The organism is Novosphingobium sp. 1529 (assembly GCF_040544855.1).
Taxonomy (GTDB): Bacteria; Pseudomonadota; Alphaproteobacteria; order Sphingomonadales; family Sphingomonadaceae; genus Novosphingobium; species Novosphingobium capsulatum.
Genome location: NZ_JBEPKW010000001.1, coordinates 1005116 through 1030525, shown reverse-complemented (window position 1 = coordinate 1030525; position 25410 = coordinate 1005116). Strand labels below are relative to the sequence as shown.

Annotated in this window: 27 protein-coding genes and 1 tRNA gene; 16 read left to right on the top strand and 12 right to left on the bottom strand. The window is 66.6% G+C overall.

Annotated elements, in window-relative coordinates:
• Positions 1-11: 11 nt before the first annotated feature.
• The 4 genes from ABIC78_RS04625 to ABIC78_RS04610 form a co-directional block, all read right to left on the bottom strand.
• Positions 12-848: a helix-turn-helix domain-containing protein gene (locus ABIC78_RS04625; protein WP_082349715.1), complete on the bottom strand. Its 837-nt coding sequence runs from the start codon at positions 846-848 to the stop codon at positions 12-14.
• Positions 849-943: 95 nt separating this feature from the next.
• Positions 944-1019, bottom strand: a tRNA-Thr gene (locus ABIC78_RS04620).
• A 27-nt stretch (positions 1020-1046) separates the two neighbouring features.
• Positions 1047-1913 (bottom strand): hypothetical protein, encoded by an 867-nt coding sequence (locus tag ABIC78_RS04615; RefSeq protein WP_054130644.1) that lies wholly within the window; start codon positions 1911-1913, stop codon positions 1047-1049.
• Positions 1910-3250 carry a replication-associated recombination protein A gene (locus ABIC78_RS04610; RefSeq protein WP_054130643.1) on the bottom strand — a complete coding sequence of 447 codons (1341 nt, stop codon included), beginning with the start codon at positions 3248-3250 and terminating at the stop codon, positions 1910-1912. Before ABIC78_RS04610 ends, ABIC78_RS04615 begins: the two co-directional genes overlap by 4 nt.
• Before the next feature lie 112 nt (positions 3251-3362).
• Here ABIC78_RS04610 and ABIC78_RS04605 point away from each other — a divergent pair, with 112 nt between their 5' ends.
• Both ABIC78_RS04605 and ABIC78_RS04600 read left to right on the top strand, forming a co-directional pair.
• Complete coding sequence (locus tag ABIC78_RS04605; RefSeq protein WP_082349714.1) at positions 3363-4082, top strand: PadR family transcriptional regulator; 720 nt, start codon at positions 3363-3365, stop codon at positions 4080-4082.
• Between the two features lie 126 nt (positions 4083-4208).
• Positions 4209-5834 carry a hypothetical protein gene (locus tag ABIC78_RS04600; protein WP_156306361.1) on the top strand — a complete coding sequence of 542 codons (1626 nt, stop codon included), beginning with the start codon at positions 4209-4211 and terminating at the stop codon, positions 5832-5834.
• A gap of 45 nt (positions 5835-5879) precedes the next feature.
• Here the strand turns inward: ABIC78_RS04600 and ABIC78_RS04595 are convergent, their stop codons facing one another.
• The 3 genes from ABIC78_RS04595 to typA form a co-directional block, all read right to left on the bottom strand.
• The gene (locus ABIC78_RS04595) at positions 5880-7046 is read right to left on the bottom strand and encodes a glycosyltransferase family 4 protein (RefSeq protein WP_054130641.1); all 1167 of its coding nucleotides are present in this window, start codon (positions 7044-7046) and stop codon (positions 5880-5882) included.
• 200 nt (positions 7047-7246) lie between these two features.
• A complete protein-coding gene (locus tag ABIC78_RS04590; protein WP_022677909.1) occupies positions 7247-7621 on the bottom strand; it encodes a hypothetical protein in 375 nt (124 codons plus the stop codon).
• A 195-nt stretch (positions 7622-7816) separates the two neighbouring features.
• Positions 7817-9658: a translational GTPase TypA gene (typA, locus tag ABIC78_RS04585; RefSeq protein ID WP_022677908.1), complete on the bottom strand. Its 1842-nt coding sequence runs from the start codon at positions 9656-9658 to the stop codon at positions 7817-7819.
• A gap of 349 nt (positions 9659-10007) precedes the next feature.
• Here typA and ABIC78_RS04580 point away from each other — a divergent pair, with 349 nt between their 5' ends.
• The 3 genes from ABIC78_RS04580 (at position 10008) to ABIC78_RS04570 (ending at position 13661) form a co-directional block, all read left to right on the top strand.
• Positions 10008-12680 (top strand): TonB-dependent receptor, encoded by a 2673-nt coding sequence (locus ABIC78_RS04580; RefSeq protein WP_082349713.1) that lies wholly within the window; start codon positions 10008-10010, stop codon positions 12678-12680.
• 130 nt (positions 12681-12810) lie between these two features.
• Entirely contained in the window at positions 12811-13224 is a 414-nt protein-coding gene (locus ABIC78_RS04575; protein ID WP_233253891.1) for a DUF805 domain-containing protein, read from the top strand.
• 20 nt (positions 13225-13244) lie between these two features.
• On the top strand, positions 13245-13661 hold the full coding sequence (locus ABIC78_RS04570; RefSeq protein ID WP_022677905.1) for a DUF805 domain-containing protein: 417 nt from the start codon (positions 13245-13247) through the stop codon (positions 13659-13661).
• Here the strand turns inward: ABIC78_RS04570 and ABIC78_RS04565 are convergent, their stop codons facing one another.
• On the bottom strand, positions 13662-16235 hold the full coding sequence (locus ABIC78_RS04565) for an ABC transporter permease (protein ID WP_171794715.1): 2574 nt from the start codon (positions 16233-16235) through the stop codon (positions 13662-13664).
• The gene (locus tag ABIC78_RS04560; protein WP_171794306.1) at positions 16232-16921 is read right to left on the bottom strand and encodes an ABC transporter ATP-binding protein; all 690 of its coding nucleotides are present in this window, start codon (positions 16919-16921) and stop codon (positions 16232-16234) included. The genes ABIC78_RS04565 and ABIC78_RS04560 overlap by 4 nt, the downstream gene beginning before the upstream one ends.
• An 89-nt stretch (positions 16922-17010) precedes the next feature.
• Here ABIC78_RS04560 and ABIC78_RS04555 point away from each other — a divergent pair, with 89 nt between their 5' ends.
• Positions 17011-17754 carry an arylesterase gene (locus tag ABIC78_RS04555; RefSeq protein ID WP_171794714.1) on the top strand — a complete coding sequence of 248 codons (744 nt, stop codon included), beginning with the start codon at positions 17011-17013 and terminating at the stop codon, positions 17752-17754.
• 87 nt (positions 17755-17841) lie between these two features.
• On the opposite strand, the gene recF is transcribed toward ABIC78_RS04555, so the two are convergent.
• Positions 17842-18915 carry a DNA replication/repair protein RecF gene (recF, locus tag ABIC78_RS04550; RefSeq protein ID WP_171794713.1) on the bottom strand — a complete coding sequence of 358 codons (1074 nt, stop codon included), beginning with the start codon at positions 18913-18915 and terminating at the stop codon, positions 17842-17844.
• A 142-nt stretch (positions 18916-19057) separates the two neighbouring features.
• Positions 19058-20086 carry a phage shock protein operon transcriptional activator gene (gene pspF, locus ABIC78_RS04545; protein ID WP_171794712.1) on the bottom strand — a complete coding sequence of 343 codons (1029 nt, stop codon included), beginning with the start codon at positions 20084-20086 and terminating at the stop codon, positions 19058-19060.
• Between the two features lie 149 nt (positions 20087-20235).
• Between pspF and ABIC78_RS04540 the strand changes: the two genes are divergently transcribed.
• The 10 genes from ABIC78_RS04540 to ABIC78_RS04495 all read left to right on the top strand — a co-directional run bounded on the left by ABIC78_RS04540 (position 20236) and on the right by ABIC78_RS04495 (position 24750).
• Positions 20236-20436: a hypothetical protein gene (locus tag ABIC78_RS04540; protein ID WP_169049738.1), complete on the top strand. Its 201-nt coding sequence runs from the start codon at positions 20236-20238 to the stop codon at positions 20434-20436.
• A gap of 83 nt (positions 20437-20519) precedes the next feature.
• The gene (gene pspA, locus ABIC78_RS04535; protein WP_231627549.1) at positions 20520-21263 is read left to right on the top strand and encodes a phage shock protein PspA; all 744 of its coding nucleotides are present in this window, start codon (positions 20520-20522) and stop codon (positions 21261-21263) included.
• A gap of 5 nt (positions 21264-21268) precedes the next feature.
• Positions 21269-21580: an envelope stress response membrane protein PspB gene (pspB, locus tag ABIC78_RS04530; RefSeq protein ID WP_082349712.1), complete on the top strand. Its 312-nt coding sequence runs from the start codon at positions 21269-21271 to the stop codon at positions 21578-21580.
• Positions 21577-21954, top strand: coding sequence for an envelope stress response membrane protein PspC (pspC, locus tag ABIC78_RS04525; RefSeq protein WP_022677113.1), 378 nt, complete (start codon positions 21577-21579; stop codon positions 21952-21954). The genes pspB and pspC overlap by 4 nt, the downstream gene beginning before the upstream one ends.
• 45 nt (positions 21955-21999) lie before the next feature.
• Positions 22000-22305 carry a hypothetical protein gene (locus ABIC78_RS04520; protein WP_022677112.1) on the top strand — a complete coding sequence of 102 codons (306 nt, stop codon included), beginning with the start codon at positions 22000-22002 and terminating at the stop codon, positions 22303-22305.
• A complete protein-coding gene (locus ABIC78_RS04515; protein WP_054130634.1) occupies positions 22302-22556 on the top strand; it encodes a hypothetical protein in 255 nt (84 codons plus the stop codon). The genes ABIC78_RS04520 and ABIC78_RS04515 overlap by 4 nt, the downstream gene beginning before the upstream one ends.
• A gap of 67 nt (positions 22557-22623) precedes the next feature.
• Positions 22624-22863, top strand: coding sequence for a hypothetical protein (locus tag ABIC78_RS04510; RefSeq protein WP_054130633.1), 240 nt, complete (start codon positions 22624-22626; stop codon positions 22861-22863).
• Between the two features lie 305 nt (positions 22864-23168).
• Positions 23169-23582, top strand: a complete 414-nt coding sequence (locus ABIC78_RS04505; RefSeq protein ID WP_054130632.1) for a SufE family protein — start codon at positions 23169-23171, stop codon at positions 23580-23582.
• Positions 23583-23590: 8 nt separating this feature from the next.
• A complete protein-coding gene (locus ABIC78_RS04500; protein WP_054130631.1) occupies positions 23591-23944 on the top strand; it encodes a YbaN family protein in 354 nt (117 codons plus the stop codon).
• An 8-nt stretch (positions 23945-23952) separates the two neighbouring features.
• Positions 23953-24750: an MOSC domain-containing protein gene (locus ABIC78_RS04495; protein ID WP_054130630.1), complete on the top strand. Its 798-nt coding sequence runs from the start codon at positions 23953-23955 to the stop codon at positions 24748-24750.
• Positions 24751-24806: 56 nt separating this feature from the next.
• Here the strand turns inward: ABIC78_RS04495 and ABIC78_RS04490 are convergent, their stop codons facing one another.
• Positions 24807-25322 (bottom strand): sterol desaturase family protein, encoded by a 516-nt coding sequence (locus ABIC78_RS04490; protein WP_054130629.1) that lies wholly within the window; start codon positions 25320-25322, stop codon positions 24807-24809.
• Between the last annotated feature and the right edge of the window lie 88 nt (positions 25323-25410).

Sequence of the window (25410 nt, the reverse complement as noted above, 5' to 3'; positions counted from 1 at the left end):
GTTGCGGGCGATCACTCCACGCGGTGGAACGTGGTGGTTTCAAGGCCGGGAATGGCATTGCCGGGCCAGATGATCGTTTCAGTCATCGATCGCTGGTCTTTGGCGACCGCATAGACGCGCGTAGAAACCGGGGCGCCGTTCTTGCCCAGGGTCATCACCAGCGTGTTGGGCGCAGGCTGGCGCAGCGATACCGTGTCGATGAAATCCATCGTTCCCGTCACCGGCGCGGGCACGCCATCGAGCGCCGCCGTCGATTCCGCCTTGTGGGCGGTGCCATCAGGACCGATCATGTCGACCATGGTTGTCCAGCGGCCGTCGGCGGCCTTGGCGAAGGCAATGGTGACCTTCTGCGGCCGCTCCTCGGCGGGAATCCGCGTCACATCGAGCGACCAGCGGCCGAGCAGCGGCATGGCCTTGGCGGGCGTCGCCTGCGCCGTTGGAGCGGGTAGGGCGGCCCCGGTGCGGGGCGGCAGCACCTGTCCGGTGGAAACCAGCAGGCCTGCGGCGGCAAGCGAAAGTGCGGTAAGCATGGCAAGCAATCCTTTCGACCATCGGCGCCCGACGATGCGGGGCGCCCCTGCCGTATCGGGCGCCTTGCCCGGGCCGGTAAGCTCAGGATTTCTGTCCCAACTTTTTTGGGCCGCCAGCATGCGCGCCAACTCGCGGCTGCTGCCCACCCCGGTCTTGCGCCGCGCATCGCGCAGCCGCTCGTTGATCGAGGCTTCCGACCGGCCCAGTTGCAGCGCGATGGATTTGACCGTGTGCCCCGCCGTCAACAGGCGCAGGATCTCGCGTTCCTTGTCATTCAAAGCCGCAAGCGAGACGGGTGCAGGTTCCGGGGCTGCCATGCCCCTTGCTCACCACAGGTGCCCCACAGCGTCCATCCCAAATTTCTTGGGTGACGATGGCATGCGTGACGCGGTGGATGTCGTGGGTGCAAAAATGGTGCCGGCTAGAGGAATCGAACCCCTGACCCCCTGGTTACAAAGCAGGTGCTCTACCAACTGAGCTAAGCCGGCATCGGTGCGTGGGTTTCGCGCATAGCCTCAAGTGGCCCCGAACGTCCAGCCCTCGGTGCGGGCAATTTCGGGGGTGAGGGCTGCGGGGTGCCACAGGGCGGGCGTGTGCGCCACGGTGCGCAGCCACGCGGCGGTGATCAGGGCGTCGCTCTGGTGATCGTCGATCGCGCCGGCGTGCCCAAAGGGGGCACTGCCCAGCGTGGCGAGGGCGTGGTCAAGGCTGGCGCCGTCGCGGATCTTGGAGCGGCTGGCAGGGCGGCCGGCCGCCATGGCGGCGATGGTGGTATAGATTTCGCAGACCACGCTGCCGCGCGCGGGCAGGGGATCGATCGGCCAGACGCTGATCTGCCCATCCAGGCGGTGCAGCACGCGCATGCCCGAGAGGCTGGACTTGCCCACTTGCGCCGCGCCCACCAGGTTGAAGTTGCTGTATGGCTTGCAGCCCATCGCCTCTTGCGCGCGCTCGGTCACGCGCAGGCGGCCGCGGCCGGCCGGAAAGCGATCGCCGCAGCGGCCGCCGTGGCGGCGGAAATGGTGCGACGGCTCTGTGGCATCGACGAAGCGGTTGACGCCCAGATGCGGCTCATCCGCGCATAGCGTATCGACCATGGCCCACAGTGCGCGCGCGTCGGCCGGGCTGGCGTCCCAGCCGGGAAAGAACGCGCCGCAATCGGCAAAGGGCAGCGACTGGCCCAGGTCCATGCCCACCAGGCTATCGGACGGCAGGTGGTGCAGCAGCCAGTCGAGCACCTCTTGCCGCGACCAGCGATGGCCGGGGCGCACCAGCACTGGGGCTGCGTCACCCGTTGTGCAGTGGGCGAGAGCGATGCCCTTGTGGCGCTCTCCCGCCGCGCCTGACCAGTCGACCGCCACGAAATGGGCAAAGCGGCTCATTCGTCCTCGATCGGCGTTTCGCCTCGCCGCTCGCGCCGCTTGCGGTCCCACCAGTCCAGCCGCTTGACGATCTCGCGCTCGAACCCGCGCTCGACCGGGCGATAGAAAGCCTGCGCGGCCATCTCTTCGGGCCAATAATCGGCGCCGGAAAAGCCATCGGCGGCATCGTGGTCATAGGCATAGCCCTTGCCATAGCCGATGTCCTTCATCAGCTTGGTCGGGGCGTTGAGGATATGCGCCGGCGGGCTGAGCGATCCGGTCTCGCGCGCGGCTTTCCATGCCGCCTTCATCGCGCCATAGGCGGCGTTGGATTTGGGCGCGGTGGCGCAATAGAGGCAGGCCTGGACGATCGCCAGTTCCCCCTCGGGCGAGCCGAGGAAAGTGTAGGCATCCTTGGCGGCCAGGCACTGGGTCAGCGCCTGGGGATCAGCCAGGCCAATGTCTTCGCTGGCAAAGCGGACCAGGCGGCGCAGCACGTACATCGGGTCTTCGCCCGCGACCAGCATGCGCGCCATCCAATAGAGCGCTGCCTGCGGATCGGACCCGCGCAACGATTTGTGCAGGGCGGAAATGAGGTTGTAGTGCCCGTCGCGGTCCTTGTCGTACACCGCCATGCGCCGCATCAGGAAGGCAGACAGGCCTTCGGGATCGAGCGGCGCGGGCAGATCGACATCGAGCAGCGTTTCGACCTGGTTGAGCAGGAAGCGCCCATCGCCATCGGCCGAGGCGACCAGCGCCTCGCGCGCGGGGGGCGTCAGCGGCAGGGCAAGCCCGGTTTCCTCTTCCGCGCGGCGCAGCAGCTCTTCCAGCGCGGCAGCATCGAGGCGGTGCAGGATCAGCACCTGCGCGCGGCTGAGCAGCGCGGCGTTGAGCGCAAAGCTGGGGTTCTCGGTGGTGGCACCGACCAGGGTGATCGTGCCGTTTTCCACCACCGGCAGGAAGCCATCCTGCTGCGCGCGGTTGAAGCGGTGAATCTCGTCAACAAACAGCAGCGTGCGCCGCCCGGCCAGCGCCATGGCTTCGGCCTCGGCAAACAGCTTTTTCAGATCGGCCACGCCCGAAAAGATCGCGCTGATCGCGATGAAGCGCATGCCCACGGCATCGGCCAGCAGGCGCGCGATCGAGGTCTTGCCGGTGCCCGGCGGCCCCCACAGGATCATCGACGAGAGCTTGCCGGCAGCAACCATGCGGCCGATCGCGCCTTCCGCGCCGGTGAGGTGGCCCTGGCCGATCACCTGGTCGAGCGCGCGCGGGCGTAGCCTGTCGGCCAGCGGGCCGTGGTCAAGCGGCTGGGATCGCGGGGTTTCCTGGGGTGGCGGGGCAAACAGATCGGCCATGCGGCACCGAGATAGGGCCTGCGCGCGAAAATTTCTCGAAAAATTTTAACCGGGGTCTTGCGCAGATGCTATTAAGATATATCTTAGCTGCATCGTGATGAAAGGAATAACGATGCGATTTGATAGTGAACGCCCCGGACGGGGCAAATTCGGTGGCTGGCGCGGAAGCGCTGGCGAAGGCCATGGTGGCCACTGTGGCGGCGGCCGGTTCGGCGAGCGCCTGGCGCGCAAGTTTGCCGGCCGTTTTGACGATGAAGGTGGTCCTTTCGGTGGAGGCCCCTTTGATGGTGGCCCCTTCGGCGGCGGCCCGTTTGGTGGCGGTCGGGGCGGGCGCGGCGGCGGCGGGCCGTTCGGCCGTGGCCGGGGTGGCCGTGGGCGCATGTTCGCCGCTGGCGAATTGCGCCTCTTGCTGCTGAGCCTGGTGGCCGAGCAGGACCGCCACGGCTATGAACTGATCAAGGCCGTGGAAGACCTCACCGGCGGGCAATATGCCCCGAGCCCGGGCGTGGTCTATCCCACCCTGGCCCTGCTGGTGGACGAAGGCCTGATTGCCGAAGCAGCGGGTGAAGGCACGCGCAAGGCGTTTACCGCGACCGAGGCCGGCCGCGCCGAACTGGCGGGCAAGACCGAGGAACTCAAGGTCATCGTCGATCGGCTGACCAGCTTGGCCCAGGCCGGCGCCCGCGAGGCCAGCCCGCCGGTGCGCCGCGCCTTTGCCAACCTGGCGTTGGCGTTGCGGCAACGCGTGGCGGGCGGTTCGTTCGACAACGACACGGCGCTCGCGGTGGCCGATATCCTGGATGAGGCCGCGCGTAAGATCGAGCGGCTGTGACGACACCACGCCGGAGTGGCCAACAGGCCGCTCCGGCGCCTTGGTGGGGGACACGATTGGAATTGCCAGACAGTTTGCGTCGCTTTAAGTCCGGGGCAGACTTGAAAGTACGTGATCCTGCCAGTGATGCCTGTAACCGATGAACCCATTGCCCGGTTGCACGCGGCCGAGATCGCGGCGTTTCCTTCCAATGAACTGATCACCACGCAATGGCTCCAGGCCAAGTGGCTCTGGCTGGTCGCGATGCTGCTGGCCGCATTGCCGCTGGCCCTGCCGCCCGTGGTGCCGCTGACCGACCTGGCGGGCCATCTCGGGCACTATGCGGTGCAGGTCGATCACGGTCGCTCGGCCGACCTCAGCCGATGGTACAGCTTTCACTGGAACCTTATCCCCAATCTTGGGGTCGATCTCGTCATGGAAGTGCTGGCGCCGTGGCTGGGCCTTGAGCCCGCCTTGCGGGCGGTGGCCGTCGCCATTCCGGTGTTGCAGGTTCTGGGGATTTTCTGCCTGGCGCGCAGCCTGCATGGCCGGATCACGCCGCTCGTGCTGTTTGCGCTGCCTTTGGCCTATAGCTATCCATTGCAGTTCGGCTTCCTCAACTTTGCCTTGGGCCAGGCGCTTGCAACCCTCGCCCTGGCGCTGTGGATTGCCATGGGGCGGCGCGGCTGGATTGCGGCGCGCTGGGCGCTGTTCATCCCGGTTTCCGCATTGCTGTGGACGTGCCACTTGGTGGCCTGGGTTTTGCTGTGTGTGTTTGCCGGCATGGATGAACTTGCCCGGCGCTGGCAGCCCGATGCATCGCGCAAGGGCAGGTGGCGCGCGCTGTGCCGGGCTGGCTGGGATGCTGGGCTGGCGGCCAGTTGCCTGGCTGCGCCGCTGATCTTGCGGATCGTCTGGCCGCTGCCACCCAGCGGACATGGGCCGACCGAGGATTTCTTCAACCCCGCGCTCAAGCTCACCTACCCGTTGATGCCGCTGCGCGATCGCTGGCTCGTGTGGGACGTGGCGGGCGCCATGTTGCTGTTGGGACTGGTGTGGTGGGGGCTGCGCCGCACAGGTGGGGACCGCGCCAGGCGTGTGGGCACCATGGGTTTGTGGTGGGGGTGCGCCGTTCTGGCCCTGGCCTATGTCCTGCTGCCCGCCACGTTGATCGGTGCCAGCCTGGTCGACATGCGGCTTGTACCCATTATGCTGATGGTGGCGCTGGTTGCGGCTTCGCCACGCTACCCGGATTCCGGCTGGCTGCGCTGGGCAAGTCTGGCATGGCTGGGGGCGGGATTTGCCGTTGCCCGCCTGCTGGGCAATGTCCTTAGTCTATGGCTGGCCGGGCAAACCATGGCGTCAGACCTGGTGGCGCTTGATGCGGTGCCGCGCGGCAGCCGCGTTGCGTCGCTGGTGCTGGAAAGCTGCAACGTATCGATCCTGCCATGGCAGCGGGAGCGGCGCACGCATCTGGGTGGCTATGCCATCGCGCGGCGCCATGCCTTTTCCAACGAGCAATGGATGGTGCCCGGCGGCCATCTGCTCCAGGTAAAGGCGCCATTGGCTGGGGCATTTGCCACCGACGATTCCGAATTCGCCAAGCCCGATGACTGCGCCAAGCCCAACACGATCAGCCGGCGCCTGGCGCAGCTGCCGCGCGCGGCGTTCGATTACATCTGGATCATCGATACGGCTGCCGTGCGTCCGGTGGCCGGCGCGATGCCGGTGCGGCGCACGCCCGGCAGCGTGCTCTATCGCATCGTGCGCTGAACGCGCGATGCTCTATGGCATTGTGCGCTGAACGCGCACTGGCGGCTATTTGCGTGTGCGCTTCTGCCGTACCAGGCGAACATAGGTATCGGCCACGGCCTGGTTGATGCGGTCCCAGCTGAATTCCTGGGCGCGCAGTTCGCCCGCCGCGCCATGCTGCGCACGCAGTTGCGGATTTTCCACGTAGGCGCGCAGCGCTTCGGCAAACTGGTGCACTGCGCCCGGCGTGATCAGGCGGCCGGAGACATGATCGTCGACGAGGCTCTGGCTGCCGGTGGCGGCTGAAGCCACCACGGGCAGGGCGCAGGCCATTGCCTCGAGCGTGACATTGCCGAACGTCTCGGTGACGGAAGGGAAAAACAGCACGTCCATGCTGGCCACGCCCCGGCCGAGATCGGCGCCAGACATGAACCCGGCGAATACCGCGTCGGGCAGGCGGGTTTCCAGCCATTCGCGCGCCGGACCTTCGCCGATCACCAGCACGCGGAACTTGGCGCCGCGTCGCTTCAATTCGTCGATCGCGTCGGAAAAGACGTCGAGCCCCTTTTCCATCACCAGGCGGCTGAAAATGCCGATCACCACATCGTCATCGGCCAGGCCCAGCGATCGGCGCCATTCCATGCTGCGCCGCTCGGGCGTGAAGATGTCGCGATCGACCCCACGTGACCAGATGCCGATATCATAGTTCATGCGCTGCTCGCGCAGCACCTGGGCCATGGATTCCGACGGGGCAACCAGCGCATCGCAGCGGCGATAGAACCGGCGAAGCATGGCCTCGATCACCGGTTCCAGCCAGGCCATGTTGTAATAGCGGAAATAGGTTTCGAACCGGGTGTGCACCGAGGCCAGCACCGGCAGGCTGTGCCGGCGCGCCCAGGTGACCACGCGGTGGGCGGCAACATCGGGCGACGAGACATGGACGACATGCGGATCAAACGCCGCCAGATCGCGCCGCACCCGGCCCGACAGCGCGATCGGCACGCGATATTCGGCGCGGCCCGGCACGGCCAGGGCAGGAATGCCGATCAGCGTGCCGGTGGGCTCGAACGCCGGATGTTCCACCTTGGGCGAATAGACCCGCACTTGTGCACCCTGGCGCATAAGATGCCCGACCAGGCGATTGAGTGCCTGGTTGGCGCCATCGCGGACATAGTTGTAGTTGCCGCTGAACAGCGCGATGCGCAGCCCGTCGAGCCGACCAGTGGCCGTCATGGTACGAAGATCAAGTGCCTGAGGATCAGGTGTGGTCTGGTTCACGGGGTGGGAACTCGTCATGGCGGCGCCATAGCGGGCGCGGGGCGGGATGGCGAGAGGCCGGCGCGACAAATGCCAAGGCGCCAAATGGCAACGCGCCCGCCGGACTGGTCCGACGGGCGCGCCTGTCAGGGTTTCACGCTATGCTGGCGGCGGGTTTACCAGCCGCGATGCCAGCGCGGATAACCGCCATAACCGTAATAGGCCGGGCCGCTGCGATAGACTTCGCGATAGACATAGGTCCGCGGGGGCGGCGGCGGCGGGGCATAATAGCCGCCATAATAGGCCGGGCCTTCATAGTAATAGCTCGGCGGCGGGGGCGGCGGGGCATAGCCTTCTTCCACCACATAGCCGCGGTGCGGATGGTCCGACGCGATCGCAGCACCCACGGCCAGGCCCAGGATACCGGCGCCAATCGCCAGACCGGCGCCACCGCCACCACGATGCCAGCCATGGGCCTCTGCCGGGGCGGCAGTGGCCATCACGGTGGCGCCCAGGGCGCCGGCCAGCAGAACCTTGCTCAAAAGCTTCATGGCTCGTCTCCAACCCGCTGCCTTGTCCAAAAGAGCCTCATGCTCGCAGCGGGGTTCGTTGCAGCAACCTTATGCAACACGCGCTGAACCGGCGATGAAACCTTTGTTCAGGCAATGACAGACATGAAAAAAGGCGCCCCGTTGCCGGAGCGCCCCTTTTCGCTGATCAAGCCTGGCCCGCAAAGGGCCGCAAAATCAGGCGTTTTCCTTCTTGCGGCTGGCCTTCTTGCGCTCGTTGGGATCAAGGATCGCCTTGCGCAGACGCACCGTCTGGGGGGTCACTTCGACCATTTCATCGTCGTCGATATAAGCGATGGCCTGCTCCAGCGTCATGATGCGCGGGGGGGTGAGGCGAATCGCGTCGTCCTTGCCGGTCGAACGGAAGTTCGTCAGCTGCTTGGACTTCATCGGGTTGACTTCGAGATCGTCGGGCTTGGCGTTTTCGCCAATGATCATGCCTTCATAGACCTTGTCCTGCGGGCGCACGAACAGCACGCCGCGGTCTTCCAGGCTGTTGAGGGCATAGGCCACCGCTTCGCCGGTCGCGTTCGAGATCAGCACGCCGTTCTGGCGGCCTTCGATCGCGCCCTTGTGCGGGCCATACTTTTCGAACAGGCGGTTCATGATCCCGGTGCCGCGCGTGTCGGACAGGAATTCGCCGTGGTAGCCGATCAGCCCGCGCGACGGAGCCGAGAAAGTGATGCGGGTCTTGCCGGCGCCCGAGGGACGCATGTCGGTCAGCTCGGCCTTGCGGCGCTGCATCTTTTCGACGACCGTGCCGGAGAATTCGTCGTCCACGTCGATCAGCACGGTTTCATACGGCTCGGTGCGGCCGTTTTCGTCGGTGCCGAACAGCACGCGCGGGCGGCTGATGCCCAGTTCAAAGCCTTCGCGGCGCATCGTTTCGATCAGCACGCCCAGCTGCAGTTCGCCGCGGCCGGCCACTTCGAAGCTGTCCTTGTCGGCGCTTTCGGTGACGCGGATGGCCACGTTGGTTTCCGCTTCGCGCATCAGGCGGTCGCGGATCATGCGGCTCGTCACCTTGTCGCCTTCGCGGCCGGCAAACGGGCTGTCGTTCACCGAAAAGCGCATCGCCAGCGTCGGCGGATCGATCGGCTGGGCGGCAATCGGGGTCGAGACCGAAGGATCGGCCACGGTGTTGGCCACGGTCGCCTTTTCGAGGCCGGCGAGCGCGATGATGTCGCCAGCGCGGGCTTCTTCCACCGGCACGCGTTCCAGGCCGCGGAACGACAGAATCTTAGAGGCGCGGCCCACTTCCAGCACCTTGCCATCGCGATCGATCGCGTGGATCGGCTGGTTGAGCTTGATCGTGCCCGACTGCACGCGGCCGGTCAGCACGCGGCCCATGAAGTTGTCACGATCGAGCAGGGTGGCCAGGAAGCTGAACGGACCATCGACGTCGAGCGACGGGGCCGGCACGTGGCTGACGATCTTTTCGAACAGCGGCAGCAGGTTGCCTTCGCGCACGGTTTCGTCGTTGCCGGCATAGCCGTTGCGGCCCGAAGCATAGAGCACGGGGAATTCAAGCTGTTCGTCGTTGGCATCGAGGCTGACGAAGAGATCGAACACTTCGTCGAGCACTTCCTGCGGGCGGCCATCGGGGCGGTCGATCTTGTTGACCACCACGATCGGCTTGAGGCCAAGGGCCAGCGCCTTGCCGGTGACGAACTTGGTCTGCGGCATCGCGCCTTCCGAGCTGTCGACCAGCAGGATCACGCCATCGACCATCGAGAGGATGCGTTCCACTTCGCCGCCGAAGTCGGCGTGGCCGGGGGTGTCGACGATGTTGATTCGCGTCGTCTCGTTGGTGGCCGGATTGGTCCATTCCACCGAGGTGCACTTGGCCAGAATGGTGATCCCACGTTCCTTTTCCAGGTCGTTGGAATCCATCGCGCGTTCTTCCACGCGCTGGTTGTCGCGGAACGTGCCGGATTGGCGGAACAGCTGGTCAACCAGCGTGGTCTTGCCGTGGTCGACGTGGGCGATGATCGCAATATTGCGCAAGGGCAGTGACATGAAAGGCTTTCTTCGACAGACCGTAACGTGCGGCCGGGATACTGGAGCTTGCAGCAGGCGCTGTGTCGGGAAGATCCCGTCATCTCGGTTCTGGCCGCACTTGGGCGCGCGCTTACTCGTTATTGTGCGTTGCCACAAGGGCGACTGGCAAAAGAGCCTGCCGCGATGATGTGGCGCAGGCGCAACAGTACCGCCAAAACGCCGCCAAATCCGGCCGAAATGCCCGGAAATGACACGGATTGCGGTTTATGGCCGAATGTAACCGCGCTAGCAGAAAGGCGCGGCGTGGCCGGCCAACACGGGGGGTGTTGCCAGCCACGCGGTCAACAGGGCGCGCATACCACAAGACATGCAGGGTCGGGGCGAACACAGCGATGATGCACGGCGGCGCCGGCTTGCGGTAAACCGCAAGCTGCTGATTACGGCCGCTTGGCTGCCGCTTGGCCTAGCCATCGCGCCCACCGCCCATGCTGCCGGCGATGGCCCGGCCGAGGTGGCCGCAAGCGGCGAGGGGGCAGATGGCACTATCGTCGTCACCGCGACCAAGCGTGCGGCCAGCCTGGAAGACGTGCCGGTGGCGGTCAGCGTGGCCAGCGGCGAGGCCATCGCGCGGGCACAGATCCGCGATCTGAAAGACCTGACCAGCCTGGTGCCCTCGCTGTCGATGCAGCAGTTGCAGAGCCCGGCCAACGTCAACATCTACATCCGTGGCTTTGGCAACGGCGCCAACAACAGCGGAATCGAACCCTCGGTCGGGGTATTCGTCGATGGCGTCTATCGCTCGCGCACGGCAGCGCAGATTGCCGATCTGCCCGATGTGGAGCAGGTGGAAGTCTTGCGCGGCCCGCAATCCACGCTGTTCGGCAAAAACGCGTCGGCCGGGGTCATCTCGATCATTACGCGCCTGCCGCAGTTCACGCCCGGCGCGGATTTCGAGGCGAGCTATGGCAACTATAACGCCCAGGTGTTCAAGGGTTTGGTCACTGGTCCCTTGACCGATACCCTGGCGGTGAGCGTGGCGGCCGGGCGCAACCGGCGCGACGGCTTTATCGTCGATCCCGATAGCGGCCAGCGCAGCAACGGCCGCAACCGCTGGTTCGTGCGCGGCCAGGCGCTGTGGCAGCCCGGCGATGATCTGTCGCTGCGGGTGATCGGCGATTACGGCCTGATCGACGAGGTGTGCTGCGCGCCGGTCAATGTCCAGTCCTCTGCCGCGACCCAGGCGGTCTTGGCGATCGGCGGCAAGGTCAATGCGCCCGATGCGATCTATGCCGATCAGGCCTGGTGGAATTTCGATTCGACCAACCGCATCGCCAACTACGGCTTTTCCGGTCAGCTCGACTATAAGGCCAGCCGGTTCAAGCTGACGGCGATTTCGGCGTGGCGGCGGCTGACCTCGGCCACCAACCAGGATTCCGATTTCACCAGCGGTCAGATGCTGGCGCGCAATGCCCAAGACCTGACGCTGTCGACCTTTACCGAGGAACTGCGCCTGGCGACCGACCTGCCCGGGCCGTTCAACGCGCTCGCCGGGGTCTATTACTTCAACGAGGCGCTGGACCAGCGCAATGCCATCGCCTTTGGCCGGGACATGCGCGCCTATGCCAACCTGCTGGTGCAGGGGGCGAGTGCCGGAGCATTGAGCGTGCCGTTGCTGGAGCAGGTGCTGGGCGGCCTGGACGGCGATCCCGCCCGCTATGCCGGCCGCTTCTTTGCCAGCGGGCAGGGTTCCAACGAACGCTATCGCCTGCGTAACGAGGCGTTCTCGGCATTTTTCCAAGGCGATCTCAAGCTCGGTGGCGCGCTCACGCTGACGGCGGGTGCTGCCTTTACCAGCGATACCAAGCGCTATGCGATCGTCGGCGAAACCACCGACGCTTTTGCCGGCGTGGACCTTGACGGTCGCGCCTATGCCCCGTTCCGGCAGCAACTGCTGGCCGCCGCCGGTTTTCGCGCGCGTGGCGTCAACCCGCAGAGCCCGGCGGCGATCGCGGCCTTTGCCCAGGCCGATCCCCAGGGCTATGCCGCCGTGTTGGGGCGCGCTGCGGCCAATGCCAACAACCCGGCGGCCAATCCGCTTGGCGCCCTGCGCCGGCTGCAGCTTTTCCCGCCCTATGTTGACGTGCCCAATGCGGTGGAACCGGGCCGCACGCATGACCAGCGGCTGACCTGGACAGCACGTGCAACAGTCATGCTCAACCGGCGCGTGCACGCCTATGCCAGCGTCGCCACCGGGTTCAAGGCCAGCTCGATCAACCTGTCGCGCGACAGCCGCCCGTTTCCGGCCGACCAGGCCGCGTTGGAGGCCGCCGGCCTGGCCCAGGTCAACCAGACCTATGCCACCCGCTTTGCCGGGCCAGAGCGTACCACCGTCTATGAGCTGGGCCTCAAGGCGCAGTGGGGGCTGGCCACGGCCAATATCGCGGTGTTCGACCAGACCATCAGCGGCTTTCAGTCCAACGTCTTTACCGGCATTGGTTTCGCACTGGTCAACGCCGGCAAGGAGCGCGTGCGCGGGGTGGAAGTGGAAACCGTGCTGCGCCCGGCGCCAGGCCTGACGCTTTCGGGCAGCGCCACCTGGCTCGATCCGCTGTACCATGATTTCACGATGTCGGCGGTGGGCGATCTGTCCGGACGGCGGCCGGCCGGCATTCCCGCCCTGTCGTTCACCCTGGCGGGGCAATACGAGCACCGCCTGGGCCGCACCGCGCGCCTGTTCTTGCGGGCGGATTTCCATCATGAAAGCCCGGTGATCACGGAAGAGGGGCTGCCCGGTTTCCTTGATCTGGGCACGGCCGCCGCGATCGCCGCGTCGGCGCAATACAAGCGGCGCATCGACGAAGTGAATGCCGCGCTGGGCCTGGCCCCCCGCGCCCGCACCGAATTTACGCTGTGGGCGCGCAACCTGACCAACAACCGCACACTGACCAAGGTTTTCGATTCGGTGGCCCAGCCTCTGGCAATTTCGGGTTACACCAACCAGCCGCGCACCTATGGTGCATCGGTGCGTTATCGCTTCTAACCCGGACGCGAAGCGCAAGACTTGCAAGGGGGCTGCCTGGCGGCCCCCTTTTTCTTGTCATGTCGATATTTTTCTGGCTGTTTGCCCATGGCGACCAACCGGCATCGGCCGGTGAGCGATGGGGGTGTTCGTGTACTGGCTGATCCTGCCCTACAGGCGCATGTTCGAGTTTCGCGGGCGCTCGCGACGGCGGGAGTTCTTCTCGCTGGTGCTGTCGGGGATCGCAGTGTTCCTGCTTTTCTTCAGCGTGTTCATGCCGGTGCATCTTTGGGACAAAGCCGCTGCACCGGAAACAAACCGCTGGGATATCGTTGCCATCTCCGGGATGGCGATCCTGGTGCTGGTCTGGGCGTGGGCGCATATGGCGGTGTGTATTCGCCGCTTTCATGACCAGGACCGCACGGGGTGGCTCTACCTGATCAGCTTCGTGCCTTACGTTGGCGGGCTGATCGTGTTCGTGATGATGTTCCTGCCCGGCACGCCCGGGCCCAACCGCTATGGTGCCGATCCCAAGAACCGCGATCTGACCGACGTGTTTGGCTGAAACCGCCAGGAGAACTGCGCATGAATTGGATGCTGTTGCCCTATCGCCGCTATTTCCAGTTCGCTGGCCGATCGCGCCGCAAGGAATACTGGATGTTCACGCTGTTTGGCCTGCTGGTGAACCTGGCGCTGACCATCGTTTTCGGCCGCACCACCTATACCACAATGGGCTGGTATACCGGGGTCAGCACCCAGCTCAACGGCGTGGGTGATGCCTTGTCTGGGCTGTTCGCGCTGTTCAACTTCATCCCCAGCCTGGCGGTGTCGGTGCGGCGCCTGCACGATATCGATCGTTCGGGCTGGTGGTTTCTGTTGATCTTCCTGCCGATCCTGGGCTGGTTCGCGCTGCTGGTGTTCATGTGCCTGGACGGCACGCGCGGCTCCAACCGCTATGGCTCTGACCCCAAGAACCCCTACGAAGCCGACGTTTTCCAGTGATTACAATTCCCTGAGCGCCTGGGCGGGCCGCGTGCGCAACACGCCGAGCGACCCGCCCAGCGCCATGGCCATCACCACCGCGAGCGCGCCGCCGAGCACGGCCAGGATGGTGCCCCAGCCGGGCAGCCAGGCAAAATCGAACAGCTGCGTCACCACCGCCCAGGCGCCTGCGGTGCCGAGCCCCAGCGCGACACCGGCCAGCAGCACGGCCAGCAAGGCCTGTTCGGCCAGCACCAGCACCAGCAACTGGCCCGATCCGGCGCCCAGCACGCGCAGCACCACCGCGTCATAGTGCCGTTGCGCCCGCGCGGCAGCGATGGCGCCGGCCAGCACCGCCATCCCAGCCAGGATCGCCACGCTGGCGGCGGCAAAGATCGCCACGGCCATCTGCCCCAACAGGCTGCGCGCCTGCGCCAGCACCGGGCCCACCTCTATCACCGAGCTGGACGGCAGGGCGCGCACCAGGCCTGACAGGATCGCGCGCGACACGGCCGGATTGCCCTGCGCCTTGCCCAGTTCGATCGTGGCGGCAAGATTATAGGGGGCATCGGCCAAGGCATTGGTGCTGAACACCAGGACATAGTTGAAGCCATAGCTGTCCCAGTCGATCCGCCGGAACGAGGCGACGCGCGCGCTGCGTTCCACCCCCAGCAGCGACACCGTGATCCTGTCCCCCAGCTTGAGGTGGATGGCCTGCGCCAGCTTTTCATCCACTGATACCAGCGGTTCGCCGCGATAGCCGGCCGGCCACCAACGCCCGGCGGTCAGGACGTTGCCCTCGGGCAGGGCATCGGCAAAGGTCAGCCCGCGATCACCGCGCAGCGCCCAGGCATCATCGGGAATGCGCACCAGATCGGCAACGCGGATCATGTGATCGGCCGGGCCGAACGCCACGATCGTGCCGCGCATCGCCGGCACGGTGCGGATGCGCGCAGCAGGCGCCGCGCCGCGCACCACGCGTTCAAAAGCGGGCAGGCCGGCGGGCGGCACGTCGAGCACGAAATAGTCGGGCGCCTGTTGCGGCACGCGGGCGGCGATGTTGGCGTCAAGGCTGGTCTGCACCCCGGCGAGCAGCACGAACGCCGCCATGCCAAAGCCCAGCGCGGTGACCAGTGCCCCGGTCTGCGCGCCGGGGCGGTGCAGGTTGGCCAGAGCCATCCGCGCGATCGGGTGGCGCGGACGCGGCAGGCGGGCGGCGAGCCACACCAATGCCCAGCCCAGCGCCGCCAGCAGGGCCAACACGCCGCCCGCCGCCGCCAGGAAACCGGCGGCCAGCCAGGGCTGCTCTGCCCCAGCCACCGCAATGGCGGCAATCGTGGCGAGGCCAATGCCCATGGCGAGCGCGCGGCTACGCCAGCCGTCGCGCGGGGGCACCAGGCGGCCGCGCATCAGCGCCATGGCCGGCACGGCACGGGCGCGCAGCAGCGGCGGCGCGGCAAAGGTGGCGGCAATCAGCGCGCCCTGCAGCGCGGCCAGGGCGAGCGCACCGGGCGCCAGTACCAGGCCGGCGGGGATCGGCAAAAGATCTTTCAGCGCCAGGCCGATCAGCGGGGTGGCCGCCACCCCCAGCGCCAGGCCAAGGCCGATTGCCAGCAGCGTGGCCAGGCCCAGTTGCAGAAGATAGATCCGTGCAATGTCAGCCCCGGCGGCGCCCAGGATCTTGAGCGTGGCGATCGCCCCGCGCCGCGCCTCAAGGTAGGAGGCCACGCCATTGCCAATGCCGATGCCGGCAATCAGCAAGGCGGCCAGCGCCACCAGCGCCAGGAATTGCCCCATTCGCGAAACAAAGCGATCGAGCCCGGGCGAGGCCTTGTCACGCGTGCGCAGTTCCAGCCCGGCATTGGGGAACTGGCGGGTGAGGGCGTCGGCTACGGCCTGCGGCTGGGCGGTGGGGGGAAGGCGCAGGCGGTATTTCCAGCGCGCCATGGCGCCGGGCTGAACAAGATCGGTGGCATCGAGCCCGGCGCGGCTGATGATTACCGTGGGGCCCAGGCCAAAACCCTCGCCCAGGCGGTCAGGCTCGTCCGCGATCACCCCGCCGATGCGGAATGTGGCGCTGCCGATCTTCAAGGGCTGGCCAGTGGACACGCCCAGCCGCTGCGCCACGCCCGGCGCGATCCAAGCGGTTGTGGCGTCGGGCGCGCCCACCGCGCGGCCATCGGCCAGGGTGAAACGGCCATAGAGCGGCCAGGCGCCGTCCACTGCCTTGAGTTCGATCGGCACGGCAGTGCCATCGCTGTCGGGCACGGTGGCCATGGCCCGCATGCGCGCCCCGATCGAGAGCGTGCCGGCGCGGGCAAAGGCCGCCTGTTCCGGGGCAAAGGCCTGGCGCCCGGCCAGTTCCACTTCCACATCGCCGCCCAGCATCGCCTGGCCGCGTTGATCGAGTTCGCCGCGCACGGCATCGGTCAGCGTGCCGATCGCGGCCAGTGCCGCCACGCCCAGCACCAGGCAGACGACCAGCAGGCGCAAGCCCCGGAATTTCCAGTCCAGTCCGCGCCGGGCCAATGTCCAGGCGGTGCCCCAGCCCAGGCCTCGCTTTTGGGTGTCGCCGGCCAGCGCCGTGGCGGTCATCGGGTTTCGTCCGCCACGATGCGGCCATCGGCCAGGCGCAGGATGCGACCACAGCGCTGGGCCAGCGCTTCATCGTGCGTGACCATCAGCAAGGTTGCCCCGGCCTGGCGCGCGCGATCGAACAGCAGATCGGCCACGGCGGTGCCGGTCGCGGTATCGAGGTTGCCGGTCGGTTCATCGGCAAACAGCAGTGCCGGGCGCGGGGCGAGCGCACGGGCAATCGCCACGCGCTGCTGTTCTCCGCCTGAAAGCTGGCCGGGATAGTGATCGAGCCGGTGGGCCAGGCCCACGGCGGCCAGTTCCGCTTCGGCCCGCGGCATGGCATCGGCCATGCCGGCCAGTTCCATCGGCGTGGCGACATTCTCGCGCGCGGTCATCGTTGGCAGCAGGTGAAACGCCTGGAGCACGATGCCGATGCGCCCACGCCGCGCGGTGGCAAGGCCATCTTCATCGAGCGTGGAAAAATCCGCGCCGGCCACAGACAGTACGCCGCCGCTGGCGCGTTCTAACCCCGCAAGCACGGCCAGCAGGGATGACTTGCCCGAGCCCGATGGCCCCAGCAGGGCCACGGTTTCCCCGGCCATCACGGCAAGGTCCAGACCCTTGAGAATATCGACACGGGCGGCGTCACGGCCAAGGGAAAGGGTGAGTGCGCGGGCGGAAATGAGCGGGGCAGGGCTGGTCACCGCGCGGGAGTGGCATAGACCGCAAGCATCTTGCAACCGGCCATTCCACCAACGACATGGGGGCAGCACCTGTCTTTATGGGAAACCCGATGCGCGCGCCTGTTTATGCTGTTCCGGTTCTTGCTGCCCTGGCCTTGCTGCCGCTCGCCGGCTGTTCGCGCGACAAGGCGCCCGATGCGCTGGAAACGCGGGATGCGACGACCGCCGCTGGCGCAGCAGCGCCCGCCGCCGTGCCGGCAGATGCGCCGGTGATCCTGGCGTTTGGGGACAGCCTCTATGCCGGATACCAGCTGGACCAGGGGCAAAGCTATCCGGCCCGGCTGCAGGCGGCGCTCAATGCCGCGGGGGTCAAGGCGCGCGTGATCAATGCCGGCGTTTCGGGCGATACCACGGCGGCGGCGCGGCAGCGGCTGGCCTTCACGCTGGATAACCAGCCGCGCAAGCCGACGCTGGTGATGGTCGGCCTGGGCGGCAACGACATGCTGCGCGGCCTGCCGCCGGCACAGACCCGCGCCAACCTCGATGCGATCCTCGCGGAACTCAAGCGGCGCGGCATTCCCGTGATGCTCACCGGCATGCTCGCCGCGCCGAACATGGGGGCGGATTACGTGGCGGCGTTCAACCCGATCTGGCCGGCCCTGGCGAAAAAGTATGATGCCGCGCTGGTGCCGTTCTTACTGCAACCGATCATTGCCCGGCCGGCGCTGCAATTGCCCGATCACATGCACCCCAATGCGCGAGGAGTGGATGCGATCGTTGCGGCAACCCAGCCAGCCGTGGCCCTGGCCCTGGCCCTGGCCTTGCACCAAAATTACCCGTCACCCCGGGCTTGACCCGGGGTCCCGCTGTTTTCGTGACGCACCAAGGAAAAGTGGGACCCCGGGTCAAGCCCGGGGTGACGTGGGTATTGCTGGTTGGGATCAATCCCGCACTGCCGCTCCATCGTGCACATGCCACATCGCCGCTTCGCCGGCGATTTCGGCAAAGGGCGCCGCTTCGGTGCCGGTCATCCACACTTGCGCGCCCGAGGCAGCGAGCCGTTCATAGAGCGCGGCGCGGCGCAGCGGATCGAGGTGGGCGGCGATTTCATCGAGGAGCAGCAGGCGCGGGCGCGGGCCGGCGGTGAGTTCGGCATGGGCCAGCACGATGGCGATCAGCATCGCCTTCTGCTCCCCGGTGGAGCAATCGGCTGCCGGGGCATCCTTGGTGGCCAGGCGCACGGCCAGATCATCGCGGTGCGGGCCGATCAGCGTGCGCCCGGCCGCGCGATCGCGGCGGCGGCCCTGGCGCAAGGCGCTGCGCAGAGCCTCTTCATCGGCCGGGGTTTCGCTGGCATAGGCCAGCGACGGCCGGGCAAAAGGCTGTTCGGGAACGGTTTCCAGCACGGCGCCAAGATCGGCCACCAGGTCGGCGCGCGCCGCGACGATCGCCGCGCCGGTCTGCGCGAGTTGTGTTTCCAGCGCGTCGAGCCAGGCGGGATCGGGTTCGCGGTCGTCTGCCAGCAGGCGGTTGCGTTCGCGAAGACCGTTTTCATAGCGGGCGCTGGTCTGGGCATGGCCGGGCAGGCGGGCCAGCACCAGCCGATCGAGGAAACGGCGGCGGTTGCCCGCGCTTTCGGCAAACAGCCGGTCCATCGCCGGGGTCAGCCAGGTGAGCGAGAGCCATTCCGCCAACCGCGCCGCCGGTGCCTGTGCGCCGTTGACCTTGACCAGGCGCCGGCCGGGCGCGGCGGGCTGGGTGTGGGTGCCCAGCACAAGTTCGCCCGCTTCCATCTCGGCTGCTACGGCGAAGCTGCCATCACCATGGCGCGCGGCCATTTCGGCCGGCTGGGCGCGGCGCAGGCCCCGGCCCGGCGCCAGCAGCGACAGCGCTTCGAGCACATTGGTCTTGCCCGCGCCGTTTTCCCCCACCAGCACGTTGAAGCGCGCCATGCCATCAAGCCGGGTGGCCGCATGGTTGCGAAAATCGCGCAGGGTCAGGCGGGTTAGTGCCATGGGGTTTGCTGGAAGTGTGCGGCTTCCACCACCCCCTGACCCCCTCCTCTGAAGAGGAGGGGGAGAACCGCATCAAAAAGCCCCCTCTTCTTTAGAGGAGGGGGTTGGGGGTGGTGGAAACCTGAAACAACACCTGCAGACATCACCCTTGCCCACGCTCCAGCAACCCGTGCTTTTTCAGGCAGTGGCGCAACTGGTCATAGGTCACGCCCAGCGCCTTGGCGGTCTGCCGCTGGTTATAGCGGTTGCGGCCCAGGTGATGCTCCAGGATGGCGCGCTCGTGGGAGTCGACTGCGGCGCGCAGATCCTGGATCGTATCGAAATCCGCGGCACTGGTCGCATGTTGCATCACCGTGGTGCAGGCATCGGTGGCCGGGGTCATCAAGGCGGCGGGTTTCCACGGGCTTTCAAACGGATCGAACTGTACATGCGCGATCGGGCGGTCGGGATCGTCCCAGCGATAGACCGCGCGCTCCACCACGTTGCGCAGTTCGCGCACGTTGCCGGGCCAGGCGTGGGTTTCCAGCTGCTGCTGGGCATGGGGGGCAAAGCCGGGCCAGGCATCCCATTGCAGTTCGGCCGCCATGCGCCGGCCGAAATACTCGGCCAGCACGGCCACGTCGCCTTCGCGCACGCGCAGCGGGGGCAGGGTGATCACCTCGAAGCTGAGGCGATCGAGCAGGTCGGGGCGAAAGCGGCCTTGCGCGGCCATCTTCGGCAGATCCTCGTTGGTGGCAGCGACGATGCGCACGTCCACGCGGATCGGCCGGCTGGCGCCGATGCGCGTCACCTCGCCATACTCCACCGCGCGCAGCAGGCGTTCCTGCGCGCCCATCGACAGCGTTCCCAACTCGTCCAGGAACAGCGTGCCTTTGTCCGCCTCTTCAAAGCGGCCGACGCGCGCGCGGGTGGCGCCGGTAAAGGCGCCGGCCTCGTGCCCGAAGAGCTCCGCCTCGATCAGGGTTTCGGGCAGGGCGGCGCAGTTCATCGTCACCAGCGGTTCCTGCCAGCGTGTGGACAAGCGGTGCAGGCGTTCGGCGATCAGTTCCTTGCCAGTGCCGCGTTCACCGATCACCAGCACCGGGCGGCGCATCGGCGCGGCGCGGCTGGCCCGCTCGACCGCGTCGAGAAAGGCGCTGGATTGGCCGATGAACTGAACTTCGCGATCCATGGCCTAACATTTGGCATATTTTCCCAAGTGCGGGCAAGATGCGCCATTCTACGGGGTGGAGAATTTTCAGAAAACGGCGCAAATCAGCCACTTTTCAAATTTGGCACGAGCCTTGCTGAATACAGAACAACCGCTTTGGAGTAACCCCGATGACCACCGCCCCGTTCTTCTCCACCCGTCTTGGCCGCGCCGCCCTGGTCAGCATTGCCGCGATGCTGGCGATGAACGCCGTGGTCCTGGCCAACCACATGCCAGAACTGCCTGGCCTGGGCCACAGCGTCCACGCCGCGTCGGCTAGCCACACCGGCATCACCCGCTCGGTCGCGGCCATCACCGGGGGCCTGGCATGAATTCCATTCTCGAACCCGTGCCGGCAGGCCCGCAGTCTTCCGGTGGCTCCTCGCGCTTTGACGATGCGCTGCGGGCCGCGCGGATGCGGCCCTCGTCGGGGACCGGCCAAAGTGATACGAACGCCGCAAGGCCTTTTTTCAACGGAGCAAACCTGATGGGCATCTTTTCGCGCACGCGCGATATCATTGCCGCCAATTTCAACGATCTGTTGGACAAGGCCGACGATCCGGCCAAGATGATCCGCATGATCATCCTGGAAATGGAAGAGACGCTGGTTGAGGTGCGTGCCTCTGCCGCGCGGACCATTGCCGACCAGAAGGAAATGCTGCGCCACGTGGCCAAGCTTGACCGCCTGCAGGCCGATTGGGCCGACAAGGCGCAGCTCGCCCTGTCGAAGGACCGCGAGGATCTGGCCCGTGCTGCCCTGATGGAGCGCAAGAAGGCGGCCGACATGGCCGACCAGCTGCGCAGCGAAGTGGCGGTGCTCGACGATTCGATGCGCGCCTATGAGCAGGACATCGAAAAGCTGCAGACCCGCCTGCGCGAGGCCCGCAGCCGCCAGACTGCCATCGCCGCCCGCCTGGAGAGCGCGGAAAACCGCGTGCGCCTGCGCGCCCTGATGACCAGCGAGCGCGTGGACGAAGCGCTGTCGCGGTTCGACCAGCTCGAACGCCGCGTCGATTATGCCGAAGGCCGCGCCGATGCGCTGAGCATCGCCGAAAGCGGGACGCCCAGCCTGGCCGATGAGATTGCCGCCCTCGCCGGGCAGGACAAGATCGACGAGGAACTGGCCGCGATGAAGCGCGCCATGGGCAAGGAGGGCTGATCACCATGGGCGATATGGACCTGACGCCGTTCTTTGCCCTGGTAACGCTGTTCGTCGCGCTGCCATGGATCGTGCTGCACTACATGACCAAGTGGAAGACCGCCGCAACCCTGACCAGCGGCGATGAGCAACTGCTGGAAGAGCTTTATCGCGTCGCGCGCCGCCTGGAAGAGCGGATGGACACGGTGGAGCGCCTGGTTGCCAGCGAAAACCCGCAATTCCGCCCGGCCAGCCTGGCGGCCGAGCGCACCAACCACCAGGCCGACCTGTCTGAACTCGATCGGCTGATGACGCAAACCAAGGGGACCGTGAAATGAGCGCTGCCCGTACCCGTTTCTATCGCGACAAGGTCAACGGCAAGTTCATGGGCGTGTGCGCCGGGATTGCCGACTACACCGGGGTTGATGTGCTGTGGGTGCGGCTGGCGCTGATCGTCGGCACCTGCTGCGGGCTCGGCTTCTTGCCGATCATCTATCTCGCGCTGGGCTTCCTGGCTGAAAAGAAGCCGGCCTCGCTCTATGCCGATCGGCAGGAGCAGAAGTTCTGGCAGGGCGTGCGCCAATCGCCGGCCCGTTCGGCCCGCGAAGTGCGCGCCTCGTTGCGCGACATCGATCGCCGCTTGGCCGAAGTCGAACACTTCTATGTCTCGAGCAATCCGCGCCTCGCCCAGGAAATCGAAAGCCTGCGCTAAGCCACCATTCCATCCCATCCCGGCACTTCGAAGGGGACTGCTGCCATGGATCACGGAACACTTGCCCTGCTTATCCCGCTTGCCCCGTTCATGATCGCAGGCCTTGCGATCTGGACCCGGCACAGCCGGCGGATGGCGGAAATCCAGGCCAACGCCACGGCCGAAAAGGCCGCCCAATATGCCGTCCAGAACCAGGCGCTGGAAGATCGCGTGCGCGTATTGGAACGCATTGTCACCGATGGTGGCTATGACGTGGCGCTGCAGATCGAGGCCCTGCGCGATGTCAACCGCATCGAAGGCAGCCAGCACGACGGCGCCGCCCGCGCCCCGGTTTCGGGCAAGCTGCAATGACTGCCGCCGGTGCCATCGTCCTGCTGGCATTTGCCACCCTGGCCACTTTGCTGGTCGGCCTGGCAATGGCGGCGCAGGCCTGGTCGCGCCGGATGGATCAGCGCGAGCGGGAAATCATCGCCACCACCCGCGCCACGGCTGAGCAGGCCGCGCAATATGCCGCCCAGACCGCCCGGCTGGAGCAGCGCGTGCGCGTGCTGGAAGGCATGATGCAGGGGCGCGAGGCTTCGGCCATGCCCCAGTTCAACTGACCGCGTTTACCCGCCCTTTCTTTTCCCCCCGCCCGATTTACCCGGTCCAGCCAAGGATTTCCTACCCGTGAGCTTTGGAGCCACTCTTGTTGCCATCGTCGCGATCCTGGCCTGGGCCAGCCTGCGCCATCGCCGCCACAGCGCCCAACAGGATACCTATCCCATCGCCGATGCGGCGGAAAATGCCGCCCTCGCGCGCGAAGTGGCTGCGCTGCGCAGCCGGGTTGAGGTGCTGGAGCGCATCCTGACCGACCAGCGTGGATCGACCGACCTTGCCCGTGAAATCGAATCCCTGCGCGATCGTTGAGGGTTGAGGTGGGCTGGTTCCCGCATTAGGCGGCGTGGACAAATTCCGCAGTGCCACGGCTGGAAGCAAAAACCGCCAGTTCAAGGAGGCGAGGAAGCGGAATATCGGGAATATTGCGCGACGAGCCGACGCGGAAATGGCGGTTTTTGGTCCAGCCCCGGAGGGGTTGCCCTGCAAGAGGCCCTGGCAGCGTTGCTCCGCCTTGAAAGAGGCCCACTCTTCCTGCGGCCTCGCGCCTCGCCAGGGCCTCTTGCAGGGCAACCGTGGCATTGCGGAATTTGTCCACGCCGCCTAAGGCCCAGCCTATGCGCACCCTTGCCGACATTCTCGAAGAGTACGAGTTCAGCGATGGCGATGAACGCTATCGCTTGCTGATCGACCTTGGGCGAGAGCTTGAGCCGATGCCCGATGCGCTGAAAACCGATGCCACGCTGGTGCGTGGCTGCTCGGCAGCGGTATGGGTCTATCCCACTGAGGGGGAGGGCGGCGCCCTGCATTTCCTGGCCGATAGCAACGCAGCGATCACCAAGGGCATCATTGCCCTGGTCCTGGCCGCCGTGCAGGACCGGCCCGCTGCTGAGGTGGCAGGCATGGACATTGCCGAGGCGCTGGCGCCGTTCAATCTCAAGAACCAGCTTTCATCCAACCGCACGCAGGGCCTGCCCAACATGATTGCGCTGGTGCGCGAACACGCCGCGCGCCTGGCTGCGGCGGGCTGACGGCGGGCATGGTCCGCCGCCATCTCTGGACGGCTGCGGGCCTGTTCTTTGTCGGGCTGGGCACGGTGGGCGCGTTCCTGCCACTGCTGCCCACGGTGCCGTTCCTGCTGCTGGCGGTGTTCTGCTTTGCGCGCGGCAACCCCGCGTGGGAGCAGCGCCTGCTCGATCATCCCAAGTGGGGGCCGCCCTTGCGCGAATGGCGCACCCGGCGCGCCATCCCCCGCCGTGCCAAGAAGGCGGCACTGGCGACCATGGCGCTGAGCGTGGGGGTAACCGCGTTCACTGCCGGCTGGCCCTGGGTGCTGATCCCGGCGGCGGTCATGGCCTTGAGCGGCACCTGGATCTGGACCCGCGCGGAATAGGACGTCGCATGCAGCTTGCCGCCATCCATCGCTATCCGGTCAAGTCCCTGGGGGGAGAAGCGATGGAGCGCGCCACGATCACCGCGCAGGGCGTGGCGGGTGATCGGCGCTGGATGGTCGTCAATCCGCAAGGTCGCTTTCTCACCCGCCGCGAACTGCCGGCGATGGCCCTGCTGCGCGCCGTGCCGCATGCCGATGGCGGCGTGACACTGCACCATGCGGCTGCGCCATCGGTAAAGGTGGCGGTGCCGACCACGGCCGAGCGCCGCGCGGTCAAGGTGTGGGGAGACAGCCTGGCCGCCACCCCCGCTGGCGCCGAGGCCGACGCCTGGCTTTCAGCGCGGCTGGGCCAGCCGGTTCACCTGGTGCACATGGGCGATGACGTGATCCGTCCGGTCGATCCGCGCTATGGCCAGCCGGGTGATGCCGTGGGCTTTGCCGATGGCTTTCCGCTGCTCGTCACCACGCAGGAATCGCTCGACGCGCTCAATGCGCAGTTGCCCGCGCCGATCACCATGGCGCGCTTCCGCCCCAACCTGGTGATCACCGGCGCGCCTGCGGCCTTTGCCGAAGAGGGCTGGAACAGCTTGCGCATCGGCGCGCTCACGCTGCGGCTGGTCAAGCCCTGCACGCGCTGCGTGATTACCACGCAAGACCCGCAGACGGGGGAAAGCCATGACCGCGAGCCGCTGGCCACGCTGCGTCGCATGGGGCGGCTGTGGCAGCGCCAGCCGGTGTTTGGCATGAATGCCATTCCCGATGGCGCGGCCGATCTGGCCGTGGGGGATGGGGTGGAGCTGGGCTGAACGCCCCTCCGTCAGGCCTGCGGCCTGCCACCTCCCCGCCATGCGGGGAGGATCTTTTACTCGACCGCTTCGCGCAGCACGGCGATGCCGGCGGCGCGCTGTTCGCGCAATTCGCGCTTGAGCACCACGGGATCGCGCGCGACGACAAAGCCGAAGCTGACTCCGCCTTCCTTGCCGATCGTGGCATGGTGCAGCTTGTGCGCCTGGACCAGTCGCTTGGCATAGCCACGCTTGGGCACCCAGCGGAACCAGCGCTGGTGCACCAGGCCATCGTGGATGAAGGTATAGATCAGGCCATAGACCAGCACGCCCATGCCGATCCAGGTGCCCGGCCACCAGGCATGCGCGCCCAGCACCACGGGGCTGCCAACCGCGAACATCGAAATCGAAATGGCCGCGCCGACCACGGCATAGAGATCGTTCTTTTCCAGGAAACCATCGTGCGGTTCGTGGTGATCACGGTGCCACGCCCAGCCAAAGCCGTGCATGATGTATTTGTGGCTGGACCAGGCGACCAGTTCCATGGTGGCAGCAGCGCCCAGCACGATCATGATGGCAAGCAGGATATCCATGGCCAGCGCCCATAGCGCAATGCGCGCGCGGCGGCGATGCGTTTTATCGGGCAGGGCTGGGGGCGTTGGGCGAGTTATCAAGCGCACC